The organism is Corynebacterium sp. NML 150383 (genome assembly GCF_002285085.1).
Lineage (GTDB): Bacteria > Actinomycetota > Actinomycetes > Mycobacteriales > Mycobacteriaceae > Corynebacterium > Corynebacterium gottingense.
On the sequence record NZ_NSGK01000001.1, the window covers coordinates 287512 to 304209 of the forward strand.

General features: G+C 64.8%; 11 protein-coding genes and 1 tRNA gene. 8 read left to right on the forward strand and 4 right to left on the reverse strand.

The genetic code is table 11. The annotated features are described in order from the left end of the window. Nucleotides 1-9: 9 nt before the first annotated feature. Nucleotides 10-834 carry a hypothetical protein gene (locus CKJ85_RS01395; protein ID WP_143340119.1) on the forward strand — a complete coding sequence of 275 codons (825 nt, stop codon included), beginning with the start codon at nucleotides 10-12 and terminating at the stop codon, nucleotides 832-834. Nucleotides 835-838: 4 nt separating this feature from the next. On the opposite strand, the gene CKJ85_RS01400 is transcribed toward CKJ85_RS01395, so the two are convergent. After that, nucleotides 839-912: transfer RNA gene (locus tag CKJ85_RS01400), tRNA-Leu, on the reverse strand. 156 nt (nucleotides 913-1068) lie between these two features. On the opposite strand from CKJ85_RS01400, the gene CKJ85_RS01405 reads away from it, so the two are divergent. Both CKJ85_RS01405 and CKJ85_RS01410 read left to right on the forward strand, forming a co-directional pair. After that, nucleotides 1069-2094 carry a DNA cytosine methyltransferase gene (locus tag CKJ85_RS01405; protein WP_095553189.1) on the forward strand — a complete coding sequence of 342 codons (1026 nt, stop codon included), beginning with the start codon at nucleotides 1069-1071 and terminating at the stop codon, nucleotides 2092-2094. Further along, nucleotides 2091-2975 carry an NgoMIV family type II restriction endonuclease gene (locus CKJ85_RS01410; RefSeq protein ID WP_095276872.1) on the forward strand — a complete coding sequence of 295 codons (885 nt, stop codon included), beginning with the start codon at nucleotides 2091-2093 and terminating at the stop codon, nucleotides 2973-2975. The genes CKJ85_RS01405 and CKJ85_RS01410 overlap by 4 nt, the downstream gene beginning before the upstream one ends. A 413-nt stretch (nucleotides 2976-3388) precedes the next feature. Here CKJ85_RS01410 and mfd read toward each other — a convergent pair whose 3' ends face one another. Further along, nucleotides 3389-7021 carry a transcription-repair coupling factor gene (gene mfd / locus CKJ85_RS01415; RefSeq protein ID WP_095553190.1) on the reverse strand — a complete coding sequence of 1211 codons (3633 nt, stop codon included), beginning with the start codon at nucleotides 7019-7021 and terminating at the stop codon, nucleotides 3389-3391. Next, complete coding sequence (locus CKJ85_RS01420; protein WP_095553191.1) at nucleotides 7018-7701, reverse strand: TetR/AcrR family transcriptional regulator; 684 nt, start codon at nucleotides 7699-7701, stop codon at nucleotides 7018-7020. Before CKJ85_RS01420 ends, mfd begins: the two co-directional genes overlap by 4 nt. A 270-nt stretch (nucleotides 7702-7971) precedes the next feature. Between CKJ85_RS01420 and CKJ85_RS01425 the strand changes: the two genes are divergently transcribed. Further along, on the forward strand, nucleotides 7972-10014 hold the full coding sequence (locus CKJ85_RS01425) for an acyltransferase family protein (RefSeq protein ID WP_095553192.1): 2043 nt from the start codon (nucleotides 7972-7974) through the stop codon (nucleotides 10012-10014). Here the strand turns inward: CKJ85_RS01425 and CKJ85_RS01430 are convergent. Then, nucleotides 9989-11446, reverse strand: coding sequence for a multicopper oxidase family protein (locus tag CKJ85_RS01430; RefSeq protein ID WP_233126904.1), 1458 nt, complete (start codon nucleotides 11444-11446; stop codon nucleotides 9989-9991). The two genes, CKJ85_RS01425 and CKJ85_RS01430, sit on opposite strands and share 26 nt — an antisense overlap. A gap of 80 nt (nucleotides 11447-11526) precedes the next feature. On the opposite strand from CKJ85_RS01430, the gene CKJ85_RS01435 reads away from it, so the two are divergent. The 4 genes from CKJ85_RS01435 (at nucleotide 11527) to CKJ85_RS01450 (ending at nucleotide 16696) form a co-directional block, all read left to right on the forward strand. Then, nucleotides 11527-12762, forward strand: a complete 1236-nt coding sequence (locus CKJ85_RS01435) for an MFS transporter (protein ID WP_095553193.1) — start codon at nucleotides 11527-11529, stop codon at nucleotides 12760-12762. 66 nt (nucleotides 12763-12828) lie between these two features. Next, nucleotides 12829-14268: a bifunctional UDP-N-acetylglucosamine diphosphorylase/glucosamine-1-phosphate N-acetyltransferase GlmU gene (gene glmU, locus CKJ85_RS01440; RefSeq protein ID WP_095553194.1), complete on the forward strand. Its 1440-nt coding sequence runs from the start codon at nucleotides 12829-12831 to the stop codon at nucleotides 14266-14268. A gap of 9 nt (nucleotides 14269-14277) precedes the next feature. Next, nucleotides 14278-15255: a ribose-phosphate diphosphokinase gene (locus tag CKJ85_RS01445; protein ID WP_095553195.1), complete on the forward strand. Its 978-nt coding sequence runs from the start codon at nucleotides 14278-14280 to the stop codon at nucleotides 15253-15255. Nucleotides 15256-15334: 79 nt separating this feature from the next. Then, nucleotides 15335-16696: an amino acid permease gene (locus CKJ85_RS01450; protein ID WP_233126905.1), complete on the forward strand. Its 1362-nt coding sequence runs from the start codon at nucleotides 15335-15337 to the stop codon at nucleotides 16694-16696. The last annotated feature ends 2 nt before the right edge of the window (nucleotides 16697-16698 follow it).

A 16698-nucleotide genomic window follows, 5' to 3' on the forward strand; every position in this document is an offset into this window, starting at 1 on the left:
GTCGGTCGCATGAAACGACACACCGTAATTGCCGCGACACTGCTGACCTCGGTGAGCCTGGCGCTTGCCGGCTGCTCGGCCGATGACTCGACCAGCACCGACACGAGCGCAACGGCATCGCAGGAGTCCCCAGCGTCTGAGAGTTCTGAAAACACTGAAAACACTGGGAGTTCTGTGGAAGCTGCGTCGGCGGAAGACCGAGGCACCGGCGAGCCGCCCGCCGAGTACGGCGAGGAAGCCAACAAGGTCATCGCCGCGTTCAAGGAGCAGTACCCCACCGCGGAGGAAACGGACCTGAATGCGCTCTACGAGCAGATGGGCGGCGACGACCAGTCGATGGAGACGCCCAGCGATGTCACCGTGGATCCGCCGCAGTGCGACTTCTCCGACGAGACCAAGGTCCTGGACAACCTCATGACCAAGCACTCGAAATCCACCCTGCTGTCCAAGCCAGCAGAGATGCCCGAGGGCCAAGACCCGGCCAGCGGTCCGTCGGTGGACCTGGTCGTCGCGGAATTTGGCAACGAGGACGACGCGAAGGATCTGCTGAAGCGCAGCGACGTCTACAGCGGCGACTGCACGGACATCACGATCACGTCCGGCACCGGAGAGCAGGCCGTCTCTTCCCACAACACGTACGAGAAGTCGGACCTGAAGTTTGAGGGCGCGGACGATTCCTTCTCCGGCGTAACCACCGTCGAGGGCGCAATGTCCTACACCGGAGAGACGGTCTACGGCCGCTTTGGCAACACCGTTGTCCAAATCACCGGTTCCGGCGAGGACCCGGAGCAGGTCACGCGGCTGCTGCAGGACGCCGTTGACGCGGTGAGTTAATCGGTGCCCCCAGTGGGACTCGAACCCACACTGAATCGATTTTAAGTCGACTGCCTCTGCCGATTGGGCTATAGGGGCAACAGGCAGTCATCGTACCCTGCGCCCCCGACGCGCGAAGAATTGCCTACCCCTCCTGAGATTAAGAACATATTTTCGATTCCATCCTCTTGGTGTTGGCTCCAAAAGTAGACTCATTACCCCAAACGGTAAGCACTATATAAAGTAGGTCTCACGATGGAAAAACAACTCACCTCGGTAGAAATTTGTGCTGGAGCTGGCGGTCAAGCGCTCGGTCTTGAGCAGGCAGGCTTTCACCACCGAGCTGTAGTGGAAATTGATGATCACGCAGTGGCAACACTTCGCTCGAACCGTCCGGAGTGGAATGTAATTCACCACGATGTTTTAGAGTTTGATATTTCCCCTTACACAGACAACCTCGACCTCTTTGCAGGTGGTGTCCCCTGCCCGCCGTTCTCCATCGCGGGAAAGCAATTAGGTCAAGACGATGAACGCGATCTATTCCCTCGCGCGATCGAACTCATCGCTAGCTCAAACCCGAAGGCAGTATTGCTGGAGAACGTTAAGGGACTGGCGCAGCCTCGTTTTGCGGCCTACAGAGATAAACTCGTCAACCAACTCGCAGAGCTTGGCTACCAGTCGTACTGGGAACTCGTTACTGCTGCAGACTATCGAGTTCCCCAACTTCGGCCGCGATTCATTTTGGTTGCACTGAAAGAGGAGTATGTCGAGTATTTCGCCTGGCCAACGCCATACGAGAACCGCCTCACGGTAGGGCAGGCTCTCGAACCGCTTATGGGTGCAAACGGCTGGCCAGGCGCAAAACGCTGGGCGCAACAGGCAAACGCCATTGGGCCGACTCTCGTCGGCGGATCTAAGAAACACGGCGGACCAGATGTCGGTCCAACCCGAGCCCGAGAAGCTTGGAAGAAATTAGGCGTCCGTGGCACAAGTATCGCAGAAGAGCCTCCTCACCCGGATTTTCCAACCGATCTCTCTGAAAATTTACCTCGCCTCACCGTGAAGATGGGCGCCGTAATCCAGGGTTTTCCTCCAGAGTGGAAATGGGAGGGGGGCAAGACTGCGGCGTGGAAACAGGTGGGGAACGCGTTCCCACCACCTGTGGCCCACGCGATCGGTGTTCGAATTGCATCTGCACTACGAAAGGAGCCTCTGCAGGGCCTCTCCCCGGCCACAGCGATCATCCCTCACGCACCGTTACTCGAGGAGCTATCATCATGAAACCGCGTCCAGCTTTAATTACATCATCGCGCCGCGCCTTACATCAGCAACTTGTTGAATCAGGCACCCTTTCCATCGCGGAGACACCACTTGGCAAGATCGCATCAAACGCTGACAAGAGTCAGTCATCGTCCCGGGCGCTTTCTCTCCACGTCGCGGAACAGCTCCATGCACACACTGCCAAGAAAAAGCCTGGACAGAGCGCTGGAGCGGGCTTCGAACACATCATTGCTGAATTCCTGGAAGCAACGTTCCCCTATATGCAATCTGTGCGCCCGGGCGATTGGTCCATCCTCAATGTGGGCAGCTCACGCCGTAGAGACCATCTCGCAGTGTATGAGCCATATACGCACCTTGCGAGTTTGGCAGAAGCAATCCGCCTTAACCCCGACTTAGGCGCGTCCCTGGGCAACAACTATGTCATATCACCGGACATTTTGGTTCTCCGAAATGCAATCTCAGACGACGTGCTAAATCAAGACCGTGTCATCGTCGATGAACACACTGGAACCCTCTCCCCTGTACGCGCTGCAAACCGCGCGGCTCCCACAGCGCATGTGCACGCTGTCATCTCCTGCAAATGGACAATGAGGAGCGACCGATCTCAGAATACGCGTGCGGAAGCGCTCAATCTGATTAGAAACCGAAAAGGTCGGTCTCCGCATATCATCGCTGTCACAAATGAACCAACGATGAGTAGGATAGCTAGCCTTGCTCTGGGCACTGGCGACGTCGACATGGTGTACCACGTTGCGTTGAATGAGCTTATGATCGCGATTGAAGAGAAGGGAAGCGACGACGCCAAGGAATTAATGCATACCTTGGTGGACGGTGACCGCCTGCGTGACATCGCTGACCTTCCACTCGATCTTTCGGTCTAATTAAATGCTCAGTAACCCTGCGTCCACTTTCCTTGTACCCATCGGCGCAGCATTCGGTCTCACATTTCATAGTGGAGGTGCTCGTGGTTAGTCGCAATCCGCTATTCGCGGGCACCTGCTGCTGAACTGACTGCCGTCATGCAAGAGACGGGCTGGCGCCAACGCTTGCAGCCCTCGTATTCAGGGCATCGTCGAGGGGCGCATCCACCGCAACCTGGTTCCACGCCACCTGCGCCCTCTCGGTGCGAATACCTGCGCCACGAAAGGCAGTCCCCACGGCTCGACGTCCTAGCACAGTCGAGATGGGCTTGGCACTACTTCTGCCACGAAGCGAACGGGCGCTTCTATTCCCCGGTCGCCACCGGCTTCAATGCGGAGCATCTTCTTGGTACTCATCTCCCCGAATCGGCTGCTTACTCGCTGACCGAGATGACCTTCTTCTTGCCCTTCTTGCCCTCCCCTCCGGCAGGCTTGGGGCCGTTGACGTCAATCTCCTCGACATCGAACATGCTGGACAGGAAGTCGGCTACCCACTGGACGAGTTCCACGTCGCGCAGATTCGGGCTGTTGATGGCCTTCGACTCGCGCGGCATCGGCACCTGGAGCGTCTTCGCGGCGGCGCGGTAGTTCGCCCCCGAGTACAGGCGCTTGAGCCGCACCTGCTTCGAGTCCGGCAGCTCCACGGGGTGGAACTTGATGCGCGTGCCCTGCACCAGGATGTCGGAGACCCCGGCCTTGCGCGCCTGGTGGCGCAGCCGCGCCACGGCCATCAGGCGCGACACCTCGACCGGCATCGGCCCGAAGCGGTCCACCATTTCCTCGGTGACGCGCGCGAGGTCCTGTTCTTCGCGCGCCTCGGCGAGCTTGCGGTAGATCTCCAGGCGTAGGCGTTCTGCGTTGACGTAGGTTTCCGGGATGTGGGCGTCGACAGGCAAATCGACCCGGATCTCCTTGGGGCCCTGGTCGGTGCCGTCGACGGTGCCGCCGTCCATCATGGTCTTAAACGTTTCGACCGCCTCGCCGACGAGCCGGACGTACATGTCAAAGCCGACACCGGCGATGTGGCCGGACTGCTCGGCGCCCAGCACGTTGCCGGCGCCGCGCATCTCCAAGTCCTTCTGCGCCACCGCGATGCCCGCGCCCAGGTCGTTGTGCTGGGCGATCGTGGCCAGGCGGTCGTAGGAGGTCTCTGTAAGCGTCTTTTCCTTCGGGTAGAGGAAGTAGGCGTAGCCGCGCTCGCGGGAGCGCCCCACGCGCCCGCGCAGCTGGTGCAGCTGCGACAGGCCCATGTTCTGGGCATTTTCCACGATGAGCGTGTTCGCGTTGGCGATGTCCAGGCCGGTCTCCACGATGGTGGTGCACACCAGCACGTCGTACTCGCGGTCCCAGAAGCCCTGCACGGTCTGCTCGAGCACCTGCTCGCTCATCTGCCCGTGGGCCACCACCACGCGGGCCTCCGGCACGAGCTGGCGCAGGGTGCGGGCGGTCTTCTCAATGTCGGAGACCTTGTTGTGGATGTAGAAGACCTGGCCGTCGCGCAGCAGCTCGCGTCGGATCGCCGCGGCAACCTGCTTGTCCTCCTGTGGGCCCACGTAAGTGAGCACCGGGTGGCGGTCCTCCGGCGGCGTGGTGATGCTGGTCATCTCGCGGATGCCGGTCAGGCTCATCTCCAGGGTGCGCGGGATCGGCGTCGCCGTCATGGTGAGCACGTCCACGTGGGATTTGAGGGCCTTGATGTGCTCCTTGTGTTCCACGCCGAAGCGCTGCTCCTCGTCCACGATGATCAGGCCGAGGTTCTTCCACTGCACGCCGGTGGTGAGCAGGCGGTGGGTGCCAATGACTACGTCCACGGAGCCGTCGGCAAGCCCGCCCGTGATCTCCTTCGCCTCCTTGGCCGAGGTGAAGCGGGACAGCTCGCGGACCGTCACCCCGAAGCCGTCCATGCGTCCGGCGAAGGTGTTGTAGTGCTGCTGGGCCAGCAGCGTCGTCGGCACGAGTACCGCGACCTGCTTGCCGTCCTGCACGGCCTTGAACGCGGCGCGGACGGCTACCTCGGTCTTGCCAAACCCGACGTCGCCGACGATGACGCGGTCCATCGGCGTCGGCTTCTCCATGTCGTCCTTGACCGCGTCGATGGCCGCCATCTGGTCCTCCGTCTCCACGAACGGGAACGCGTCTTCCATCTCCTGCTGCCAGGGCGTATCCGGGGCGAAGGCGTGGCCCGGCGCGGCCTGGCGCTTGGCGTAGAGCTCGATGAGCTCGCCGGCGATCTCGCGCACGGCCGCGCGGGCCTTGCGCTTCGTGTTCTTCCAGTCCGAGCCGCCCATCTTGCTCACGCGCGGGGCCTCGCCGCCGGTGTACTTACTCAGCAGGTCCAGCGATTCCATGGGGACCCACAGCTGGTCGCCGGGCTGGCCGCGCTTGGCGGGCTGGTACTCCAGCACGATGTACTCGCGCCGCGAGTCCTCATCGCCCGTCTTGATGGTGCGCTCGGCCATCTTCACAAACTTGCCAATGCCGTGTGTGTCGTGGACGACAAAGTCGCCCGGCGTGAGCGCGAGCGGGTCGACGCGGTTGCGGCGGCGCGGGGCGCGGCGTTTGGCGCCGGCGATGTCGCCGACCCTGTTGCCGGTCACGTCCGTCTCGGTCACCACAACCAGGTTCGGGCCCCGGAACACCATGCCCGCGTGGCTGAGCGCCTGGTAGAGGGTCACGGCGCCGTCGACGGGCTCGAGCCCCGGCGTGGCGATGCGCGCGGACACGCCGTGCTCGCGCAGGCGCTCTGCGGTGCGCTCCACGGAGCCCTTCGCCGGGGCGACGAAGGCGACCTTGCCGTGGTTCTGCTGCACGTGCAGCTTCAGGGTGGCGTAGAGCTTCTCAATCTCCTTCGGGTCGCCCTTCGGCGCGGGCGCGGGGTCGAACTCGAGCGGGAGCGTCTCCGTGTCGTCCGCGGCGAACATGCCGGGCGGTGCGAAGGTCCACCACGCCGCCCCCGCGTTGCGCGCGGAAACCTCCAGCGACTCGTAGGAACGGAAGGAGGATGCGGACAAGTCGAGGCCCTCCACGGCGACGGGTCCCTCAGCGCCCATGGCGGCGGCCTCCCAGCCGGCCTCGAGGAATTCGTGGTCAGTGGCCTCCAGGTCGGCGATGCGGGTGCGCACCTTCTCCGGGGAGGTCACCATCACGATCGCGCCGGACGGCATCAGCTCCGGCAGCGCCGCGTACTTCTGCTCGGTGAGCGCGGGGATGAGCGCCTCCATGCCGTCGGCGTGGATGCCCTCGGACACGCGGGTGAGCAGCTGCACCAGGGTTGGGTTGGACGGGAACTTCCTGGCAAGCTCGTCGGCTTTGGCGGACACGGTGGCGTCGATAAGCAACTGCCTGGCGGGGAACACCTCGACGGCCGCGACCTCGTCGATGGTGCGCTGGTCCGCGACGGAGAAGCTGCGCAGGTCGGTGACCTCATCGCCCCAGAACTCGATGCGGACGGCCTGCTCGGCGGTGGTGGGGAAAATATCGATGAGGCCGCCGCGGGTGGCAAACTCGCCGCGCTTAGCCACCATGTCCACGTGCTCGTAGCCGAACAAGGAAATCCGCTCGGTGAGCTGGGAAAAGTCGTACTCGCGGTCGGCTTCGATCCGGATCGGCTCCGGCGCGGGGAGGACGGGCTGGCACGCGGCGCGCGCGGCGGCCACGATCACCCGCGGCATCTCCCACAGCACCTTCGAGCGCCGCCCCACCACGTCCGGCGCGGGCGAGAGCCGCTCGTGCGGCAGCGTCTCGTAGGCGGGGAAATGCCCCACCTTCGCCTCGCCGAGCAGCGCCTTGAGCTCTGCAGCGAGGTCCTCCGCTTCGTGCCCCGTGGCGGTAATGAGCAGCAGCGGCACCTCGCGCGCGATCGCCCCGGCCGCCCAGGCGCGCGCCTGGTCCAGCCCCGTCACATGCAGCGAATCCATCCCTACGTTGGCCACCAGCCCCTTGAGCTTGGGGTCGGTCATGGCCATGGTGAGCAGCCCGCCAAGCGCGGGCACGGTGTCCTGTGTCATTCGTCCTTCTCCCCATCCGTGGGCTTGTAGTGCTTGTCGACGCCACCTTCTCCGCCTCCACCCGCACCCGAAAGTTCACACGGCACGATGTGGGGCTGCGCTTCCAGGCCGCGGAGCCCGTTCCAGCACATGTTGGCGATGTGGGCGGCAGTGGTGTACTTGTCCGGCTGGCGCTCATCCAGCCACCACAGCGCGGTGTTGGAGACCGTGCCGACCAGCGCCTGACCGTACAACGCCGCAACCGAGTCATCTAATCCACGCTGGCGGAACGCCTGTGCTAACAGCGCGGAGACCTGCGAGGTGACGCGGCTGAGCAGTGTGGTGTAGGTGGGCTCTTCCCCCGGCGCTTGGCCGCGCACGATAATGATGAACCCGTCGGTTTCCTCCTCGACGTACTCCAGCACCGCGACCACCCCCTTCTCGATGCGCTCGCGCCACCGCCCGTCCTGGATCACCGCGGAGATCCGCGTTTCCAGCTTCTGCATCTCCACGTCGATGACGGCGCGGTAGAGCCCCTCCTTGCCGCCGAAGTGCTCGTAGATGACCGGCTTGGACACCTCGGACCGGCTGGCGAGCTCCTCCACCGAGATACCGTCGAGCCCACGCTCCGCGAAGGCGGCGCAGCCCACGGCAATGAGTTGGTCCCGGCGTTGCTTGCCGGTCATTCGCTGACGAGCCATGCGTACTACTTTACGTCCGCGCTGCCCGCACCCGTCGAGGCCTCACCGCTGGAGACATTTTCTGGAATCGCGCGCGATACGCTAGACTGTCTTCTTGTCATTCCCCATGGTGTAATCGGCAACACTACGGTTTTTGGTACCGTCATTCTAGGTTCGAGTCCTGGTGGGGAAGCTTTTTTATGCAGCGGATTCGCTAGGCCCAATGAGCAGATTCAATCCTTTTCCGACTACACTGCCATTGTTTTAACGGCTAGTCGGAAGGCCTCCCTTATGCCGCGCCCAATTCACAGCTCAACCCGGTATGTCCCTGCGCTCGACGGGCTCCGCTCGATCGCGGTGCTGTTGGTCATTGCGTACCACCTAAACCTTCCGGGCTTTGGCGGCGGGCTGCTCGGCGTCGGCGTCTTTTTCACGCTCTCCGGCTACCTCATCACGCTCAACCTGATGAACGGCCACCTGCGCGACAACTCGCTGCACCTGGGCACCTTCTGGCTCCGCCGGTTCCGTCGTCTCGCGCCGGCAATGTTGGCCACCGTCCTGGCGGTCCTGCTTCTCTCCGTCGCCTTCGACGCCGAGCACCTGCGCGACCGCGCCTTCGAGGCTCTCAGCTCGGTGTTCTACGTGAACAACTGGCACAACATCGCCACGGGGGCGTCCTATCTTGACCAGTTCAACGGGCCCGGCCCGCTTGACCACATGTGGTCCCTGGCCATCGAGGAGCAGTTCTACCTCTTGTGGCCGCTCCTGCTCTGGGTCCTGCTCAAGGTGCTGCGCCGCCCATGGCTGGTCGCCACCGCCACCGTCCTCCTGGCCGCCGCCTCCTTTGGGTGGATGTGGGCGCTGGCCACACCCGACGTGGACCCGACCCGCATTTACGAGGGCACCGACACCCGCGCCGGCGGCCTGCTGTTGGGCGCGGCGCTCGCCATCATCGTCGCTGCGCGCCGCAACGCCGGGAAGCAGGTGGCCGCTTCACCGGTGGCCGGCACGCTCGTCGGCGCAGTCGGCTTTGCCGGCATCATCGCGCTGAGCATGGTGGTCGCCCAGGAGAACATGTTCCTGTACAAGGGTGGCATCCTCCTGCTCAACGCGGCGACTGTCCTGGCCATCTACGCCGTTTTGGGCACGCGCGGCCCCTGGCCCGCGATCCTCGGCTGGGAGCCGCTGCGCTGGATCGGCGAACGCTCCTACGGCATCTACCTGTGGCACATGCCGGTCATCTACTTCATGCCGGATACGTGGCTGCAGGAGCACCTGTTCTGGGCCTCCGTGCTCACCGTCGGTTTGTCTGTGGCGCTCGCAGCGCTCAGCTGGACCCTGTTTGAAAACCCGATCCGCCGCCACGGTGTGTTCGGCCCACTCAAGGCGTACAAGACGAAGCCGCTGCAGGCGCTGCGCCCAGTATCGCTGGGGTCCACGGTGACGTTGATCAGCGTGATCGCCATCGGCATCCCCGCCCTGTTCGCCATGGATACCGGCAGCCCCGCGAAGCCGGCGATGGCGCTGCCCGACTCCGCGAAGAGCAGCGGTAACAGGGAACAGGAGGCCGAGGAAACGACCGAATCTATGACGACGACTGAGCCGGCGGCGTCGTGGAGCGACCAGGACGCCGACGTCACCACCGCCTGCGGCCAGGTCATCCACGTGGGCGATTCCACCTCGATCGGCATGTTCGACCCCGGCCAGCTCCCCGAGGGCGCGGAGACCGCGATCGACCGCTACCTGGACGCCGGGGCGAGCAGCGTCGAGACGAGCGTCTTCGGCGCTCGCGCCACCAACCAAGGGTTTAGCGGCAACGGCGAAAACTACCCGTCTGCCATCGAGTCCGTCCAGCAGCTCCAAAACATGGGCGTGCCTGATGAGGACACCTGCTGGGTGATCGCCACCGGCGTCAATGACGCGGCCAACGCGGACGCCGCCCGCTCCTACGGCTACGACACCACCGGCGAGATCGAGACCAACATTCGCACGATGCTCGAGCTTCTCGACGGCTACCGCGTCATGTGGCCGACCGCCGCCACCGGCAACCCGAGCAACGGCTTCTACTCCAACGAGAACATGCAGGAGTTCAACGACGCACTCCGCAAGGTCGCGGCAGAGCGTCGCGACGTGGTGGTCTACGACTGGGCGTCGGAGGCTCGCGGCCACCTGGATTGGTTCCTGGCCGGAGACGAGGTGCACTACAACGTCACGGGCAACGACGCGCGCGGGAAGCACTTCGCCTCAGCGCTGTCCCACGCATTCCCACAAGGCATCGAGACCAGCGACATCCCGAAGGACGCGGAGGTTACTGCGGACGGTCCAAAATCTTAAACTGGCCCATCATCCCCTCGTCCTCGTGGAACAGCATGTGGCAGTGGTACATGTAGGCGTACTCGGAGTTGGGGAGGAACGGGATGTCCACGTAGAGGCGGACCGTGGCCAGCGGCGGGATGTAGACGGTGTCGTGCCAGCCGTCCGTGAACGCTAACTCGCCGCCTTCCACGCCGAGCACGCGGAAGCGCGCGTTGTGGATGTGGAAGTTGTGGGGCCAATCCGCGTTCTCGTTAGTCACGGTCCACACCTCCGGCCCCTCCTTATCAATGACAAAGTCGATCCGGTCCATGTCCATGGACTGCTCGTTGATCTGGAACCCGTTGAGGCGGAACTCTCGCTCCACCGCTGCCTGGACATCGTCGGAGCTCACCTCCGGCGCCGCAGCGAGCGAGGACGGCAGGTCCCCACTGCTCCCGGACGCAGGCCCGGTGATTTCCAGCAGGTCGAACGTGTCGCCCAGCCCGAAGCCGTTGGCCACCTCCTCGTCCGGGAGTCCGCCGCCGTCCGGTACCCCGATGCTGCGCAGCTTCGCGGTCTTGCCCGACTCAAGGTCCAGGATGACCTCGGCGCGCTCGCCCGGGCTGAGCAGGATCGAATCCACCTCGACGGGGCGCTCCAGCAAGCCCTGGTCCGTAGCGATGACGTGGACCGGCGTGCCGAAGCTGAGGTTGTGGAACCGCATGGTGGTCCCGTTGAGCAGGCGCAGCCGCAGCCGCGACGCTTGGGCCTCCAGCTTCGGCTTCGTAATGCCGTTGATCAGCGGGGTGTCCCCGAGCAGGCCGTAGGTCGGGTCGATCGTCTCGTCCAGCTGGCCGTCGTCGGTGAACTTGGCATCCGTGATCACCACCGGGATGTCGTCCACGCCGTAGGTACTGGGAAGGCCGAGGGCGTCCGCGCCGTCGTCGGCAATCACGATGCCTCCGGCGAGGCCGCGGTACGCGTGCAGCGCGGACACCCCGTGCGGGTGCGGGTGGTACCAGACGGTGGCGGCGTCCTGTCGCACGGTCCACTCCGGCTGCCACTGCTCCCCCGGCGCGAAGGCGAGCGCGGGGCCGCCGTCCGCATCAGCGGGAAGGTGCATGCCGTGCCAGTGCACGACGGTGGGCTCGCTCACCTGGTTGCGCACCGTCATCCGCACGGTCTCGCCGTTGCGCATGTACAGGGTCGGCCCGAGGAAATCGCCGTTGAAGCCCCAGGTCTTAGTGCGCACCCCGGGCAGGATCTCAGCGTGCCCCTCCTGCGCGGTCAGCTCGAACTCACGCGCTCCCCCGACCAACCGGCCCTGGTCCAACGGCGGGATAGGCAGGGGCCGTGCCTCCTCTTTCGCCCCGCGCGGGGTGGGTTGCCCGCTCGCGCAAGCGGCGAGTACCGCCGCACTCGAGAGGACGATGCCCCGGAAAAAGGTCCGCCGATTGATACCGCGTGCCACGGTCAAAGCCTCCTGCTCAGCCGAAAAGTTTGGTGCGCCTCATTCTGCGCACGCCACCCCTCAACTCTACTATTCCCCACATGAGCAACAGCCCGAAACCGCATCAGGAGTACAACGCGCGCAGGTTCATCTGGTCGAACGGCCTGCAAGGCATCGGCGACCAGATCGTCGCCCCCAAAACGGTCCTGCCCTGGCTCTTCACGGCGGCAGGCGTGCCGCACGTCTTCACTTCTTTCCTCGTCCCGATCCGCGAGTCCGGCTCGATGCTCCCCCAGGCCGCGCTCAGCCCGTGGGTCACCTCGCAGGCGCAGCGCAAACGCGCCTGGCTCATCGGCTCGTGGGGCCAGGCGATCTCCGCAGGCTTGATCGCGCTCAGTGCAATGCTTATCGACGGCACCGCCCTCGGCGCCGCAGTCGTCGTCCTCCTCGCAGCGCAAGCGGTGTTCCGCGCGCTGTGCTCCATCGCGGGCAAGGACGTGCAGGGGCGCACCATTGAGAAGGGACGCCGCGGCCGGATCACGGGCCGCGCCGCCGCGCTGTCCGGCGGCTTCACCCTCGCCGTCGGCCTTCTCCTCTCTTTTCTCCCCAACGACTTGCCCCGGTGGGTGATCGTGGCGCTGCTGGCTGGCGGCGCGTCCACGTGGGCGTTCGCCTCGCTGGTCTTTGGCACGATCAAGGAGCCCGCCGAGGAGCCGACTCCTGCGTCCAACACCAACTGGGCGAAGGCCACCTACGGCCTGGTCAAGGGCGACCGCCAGCTGCAGAAGTTCCTCGTCGTGCGCTCGCTGATGTTGGTCACCGCCCTGTCCACCCCCTTTATCGTGGTGCTGGCGCAATCGGAGGGCGCGAACCTCTCCAACCTGGGCTCGTTCATCATTGCCTCTGGCGGCGCGGCGCTCATTGGTGGGCGCATCTCCGGCATCTGGTCCGATAAGTCGTCGAAGACGACGATGGCTTGGGCGGCGGCGGTGGCGTCGATAAGCCTGCTCCTGCTCGTCGCGAGCGCAAACCTGCTGCCCGCGGCCGCCAACGCGTGGATCATGCCGCTGGGCTTCTTCGTGGTCAACCTGGCGCACACCGCCGTGCGCGTGAGCCGCAAGACGTACCTGGTGGACATGGCGGACGGCGACCGCCGCACGATGATCACGGGGGCCGCGAACACCGTGATGGGCGTGGTGTTACTGGTGGTCGGCGCGATCTCCTCAGCGATCTCGGTGCTCGGACCGCAGACCACGCTGGTGTTCCTGGCCCTCGTCGGCTTCGTTGGTGTGTTCTCCGCCGCGAACCTGAAGGATGTCTCTGCCCGCAACGCGTAGGCGTTATGCGTTAACGTAAACAGGACGATAGTTACTCAACTCAAAGCCATACATAAGGAGCCAAGAGTGCCAAACCACTCCCAGTGCGCCGTCGTTGTGCTCGCCGCAGGCGCCGGTACCCGCATGAAGTCGACGAAGCAGAAGACGCTGCACGAGATCGGTGGGCGCAGCCTGCTCTCCCACTCGCTGCATGCCGCAGCCTCCGTGCACCCGGAGCACGTCGTCGCCGTCGTCGGCCACCAGCGCGACCAAGTGTCTCCGGCGGTGGACGAGATTGCCCAGGAGATGGACACCACCATCCTCCAGGCGGTGCAGGAGGAGCAGAACGGCACCGGCCACGCGGTCCAGTGCGGCCTGACCGCCATCCCCGACTTCGACGGCACAGTCGTGGTCACCAACGGCGACGTCCCGCTCCTGCAGCCGGAGACCCTCGAGGCGCTCATCAGCGAGCACGAGCGGGCGCAGGCCGCCGTGACGGTGCTCTCCTTGGAATTCCAGAACCCCACCGGCTATGGCCGCATCATCCGCGACGAGTCCGGCGACGTGCGCGAGATCGTCGAGGAGAAGGACGCCAACGACGAGCAGAAGGCCGTCAAGGAGGTTAACTCCGGCGTCTTTGCGTTCGACGGCGCCGTGCTGCGCGACGCGCTGACCCGCATCAACTCGGACAACGCACAGGGCGAGCTGTACATCACCGACGTGCTCGGTATCGCCCGCGGCGACGGCAAGACCGTCGCGGCCTTTGTGGCGCCCGACGCCCGCGAGCTGGCCGGCGTGAACGACCGCGTGCAGCTGGCTGCCGCCGGCAAGGAGCTGAACCGCCGCCAGGTGGAGAAGGCGATGCGCGGGGGCGCCACCGTGGTCGACCCGGCGACCACCTGGATCGGCGTAGACGTGGAGATCGGCCAGGACGTGATCATCTACCCCAACACGCAGCTGTGGGGTGCCACCTCGATCGGCGACCGCGCCGAGATCGGCCCGGACACCACGCTGACCGACATGGAGGTGCACGCCGGCGCGAAGGTAGTGCGCACCCAGGGCGAGCTGGGCGTGATCGGCGAGGACGCAACCGTCGGCCCGTTCACCTACATCCGCCCCGGCACCGAGCTGGGCGCGCGCGGCAAGCTCGGCGGGTTCGTCGAGTCCAAGAACGCGAAGATCGGCGAGGGCTCCAAGGTCCCGCACCTCACCTACATCGGCGACGCCACCGTGGGCCGCGAGTCCAACATCGGCGCCTCCTCCGTCTTTGCCAACTACGACGGCGTGAACAAGCACCACACCACGATTGGCGACTACTGCCGCACCGGGTCCGACACCATGTTTGTCGCCCCGGTGAACATCGGTGATGGCGCCTACACCGGCGCGGGTACAGTGGTAACGGAAGATGTGCCTGCAGGCGCACTCGCCATCAAGGAAGGCCGCCAGCGCAACATCGAGGGATGGGTGGAAAAGCGCCGCCCGGACACCGATGCTGCGAAGGCTGCCAAGAACGCACGCGAGAGCTAAAGGATCGCAATGACTGGATACTCAACCGAAAGCCACAAGGACCTCAAGGTCTTTTCGGGCCGCGCCCACCCGGCGCTGGCGGACCAGGTGGCCAACGAGCTCGGTATTGACCTCGTCCCCACCACCGCCCGCGACTTTGCAAACGGGGAGATCTTCATCCGTTTCGAGGAGTCCGTCCGCGGCGCCGACTGCTTTGTCATGCAGTCGCACGCGCAGCCGCTGAACAAGTGGCTGATGGAACAGCTCATTATGATCGACGCGCTCAAGCGCGGCTCCGCGAAGCGCATCACCGCGATCCTGCCGTTCTACCCCTACGCCCGCCAGGACAAGAAGCACCGCGGCCGCGAGCCGATCTCCGCTCGCCTCATCGCGGACCTGCTCACCACCGCCGGCGCTGACCGCATTGTCTCTGTGGACCTGCACACCGACCAGATCCAGGGCTTCTTCGACGGCCCGGTCGACCACATGCACGCCCAGCCCATCCTGGTGGACTACATCAAGTCCAAGTACCCGATGGACAACCTGGTCGTGGTTTCCCCCGACGCAGGCCGTGTGAAGACTGCGGAGAAGTGGGCGAACGCGATGGGCGACGCCCCGATGGCGTTCGTGCACAAGACCCGCGACATCGACGCCGCGAACAAGGTCGTGTCCAACCGCGTCGTCGGCGACGTCAAGGGCAAGGATTGCATCCTCATGGACGACATGATTGACACCGGCGGCACCATCGCCGGCGCCGTCGGCGTGCTGAAGGAGGCGGGCGCGAAGTCCGTCGTCATCGCCTGCACCCACGGCGTGTTCTCCGACCCGGCGCGCGAGCGCCTGAGCCAGTGCGGCGCCGAGGAGGTCATCACCACCGACACCCTGCCGCAGTCCACCGAGGGCTGGAAGAACCTCACGGTACTGTCCATCGCCCCGCTGCTGGCCAAGACGATCCGCGAGATCTTTGAAAACGGCTCGGTGACCACCCTCTTCGAGGGCCAGGCGTAGTAGCCCACCGCCGTACTTTCCCATAAGCCCCCGTGACCGCACGCCGGTACGGGGGCCGCAATGAATTGTGAGGAGTCCCGTGTCCGACGTAGCAACACCGCCAGAAAGCGATGGTGGCCTGCAGCGCGGCGTGAAGCAGCGCCACATGCAGATGATCGCCTTTGGCTCATCGATCGGCACCGGCCTGTTCCTCGGCTCCGCCGAGTCCATCAACTACGCCGGCCCCGCGGTCCTGCTCGCGTTCCTCATCGTCGGCGCGATCGTCTACCTGCTCATGCGCATGCTGGGCGAGATGGCGGTCGCCCGCCCGGTCTCCGGCTCGTTCGCCGCCTACGCCCGCGAGTTCATCGGCCCGCGCGCCGGCTTCATCGCGGGCTGGAACTGGTGGTTCACCACCATCGTGGTGGGCATGATCGAGCTGACCGCCATGGGCACGTTCCTCGACTTCTGGTTCCCCTCCATCCCCCACTGGCTCACAGCCCTGGTCACGCTCCTGGTCGTGGTGACCATCAACGCGGCGCGCGTGAGCGTGTTCGCGGAGGCCGAGTACTGGCTCAGCCTGATCAAGGTCATCGCGCTCACCCTCATGATTGTGCTGGGCATCGTGCTCGTCCTGGGACTGGGACCAGAACCCGCGGTGGGCACCGACAACCTGTTCATCCACGGCGGGTTCTTCCCCAACGGCGCCACCGGCGTCCTGTTCTCCCTGGTCGCCGTCACGTTTACGTTCGGCGGCATCATGTCCATCGGCACGGCCGCGGGCGAGGCGCAGGACCCGTCGAAGTCCATTCCACGCGCCGTCAACTCGGTTATCTGGCGCATCCTCCTGTTCTACCTGGGCGGCATGAGCGTCATCTTGCTCCTCGCCCCGTGGGACGAGCAAGGCTCCTCCGCCAGCCCGTTCATCCGCGTGCTCACGGCGGTCGGCGTCGACGGCGCAGCGCACCTGCTCAACCTGGTGATCCTGGTGGCGGTGGCCTCGGTGTGCAACACCATGACGTACTCCGGCAGCCGTATGCTCCGCGACCTCTCCCGCAACGGCCAGGCCCCCGCCTGGTTCTCCGCCACCACCAAGAAGGGCTTGCCGCTTCGGGCACTGCTTTTCGACGCCACGCTGATGGGCGTCGTCGTCATCCTGAACTACTTCTTCGAGGGGAAGGTCTTCGCGGTGTTGCTTGCCATCATCGTGGGTTCAGAGCTGATCACGTGGGCGTCGATAAGCTTTGCCCACCTCCGCTTCCGCGCGGGCGGCGGGCAGTCTTCCTTCCGCGCGCCGTTCTCCCCCGCTGCCAACTGGCTCTGCGCCGGGTTCTACCTGCTGGTGCTCGTGCTCATGGCGTGCCTGCCGGATTACCGCGTGGGGCTGCTCGCGCTCATTGCCTGGATCGTCGCACTGAGCGTAATAAGTGCCCTCCGGAAGCACGATGAGGTCCTAAACTAGTC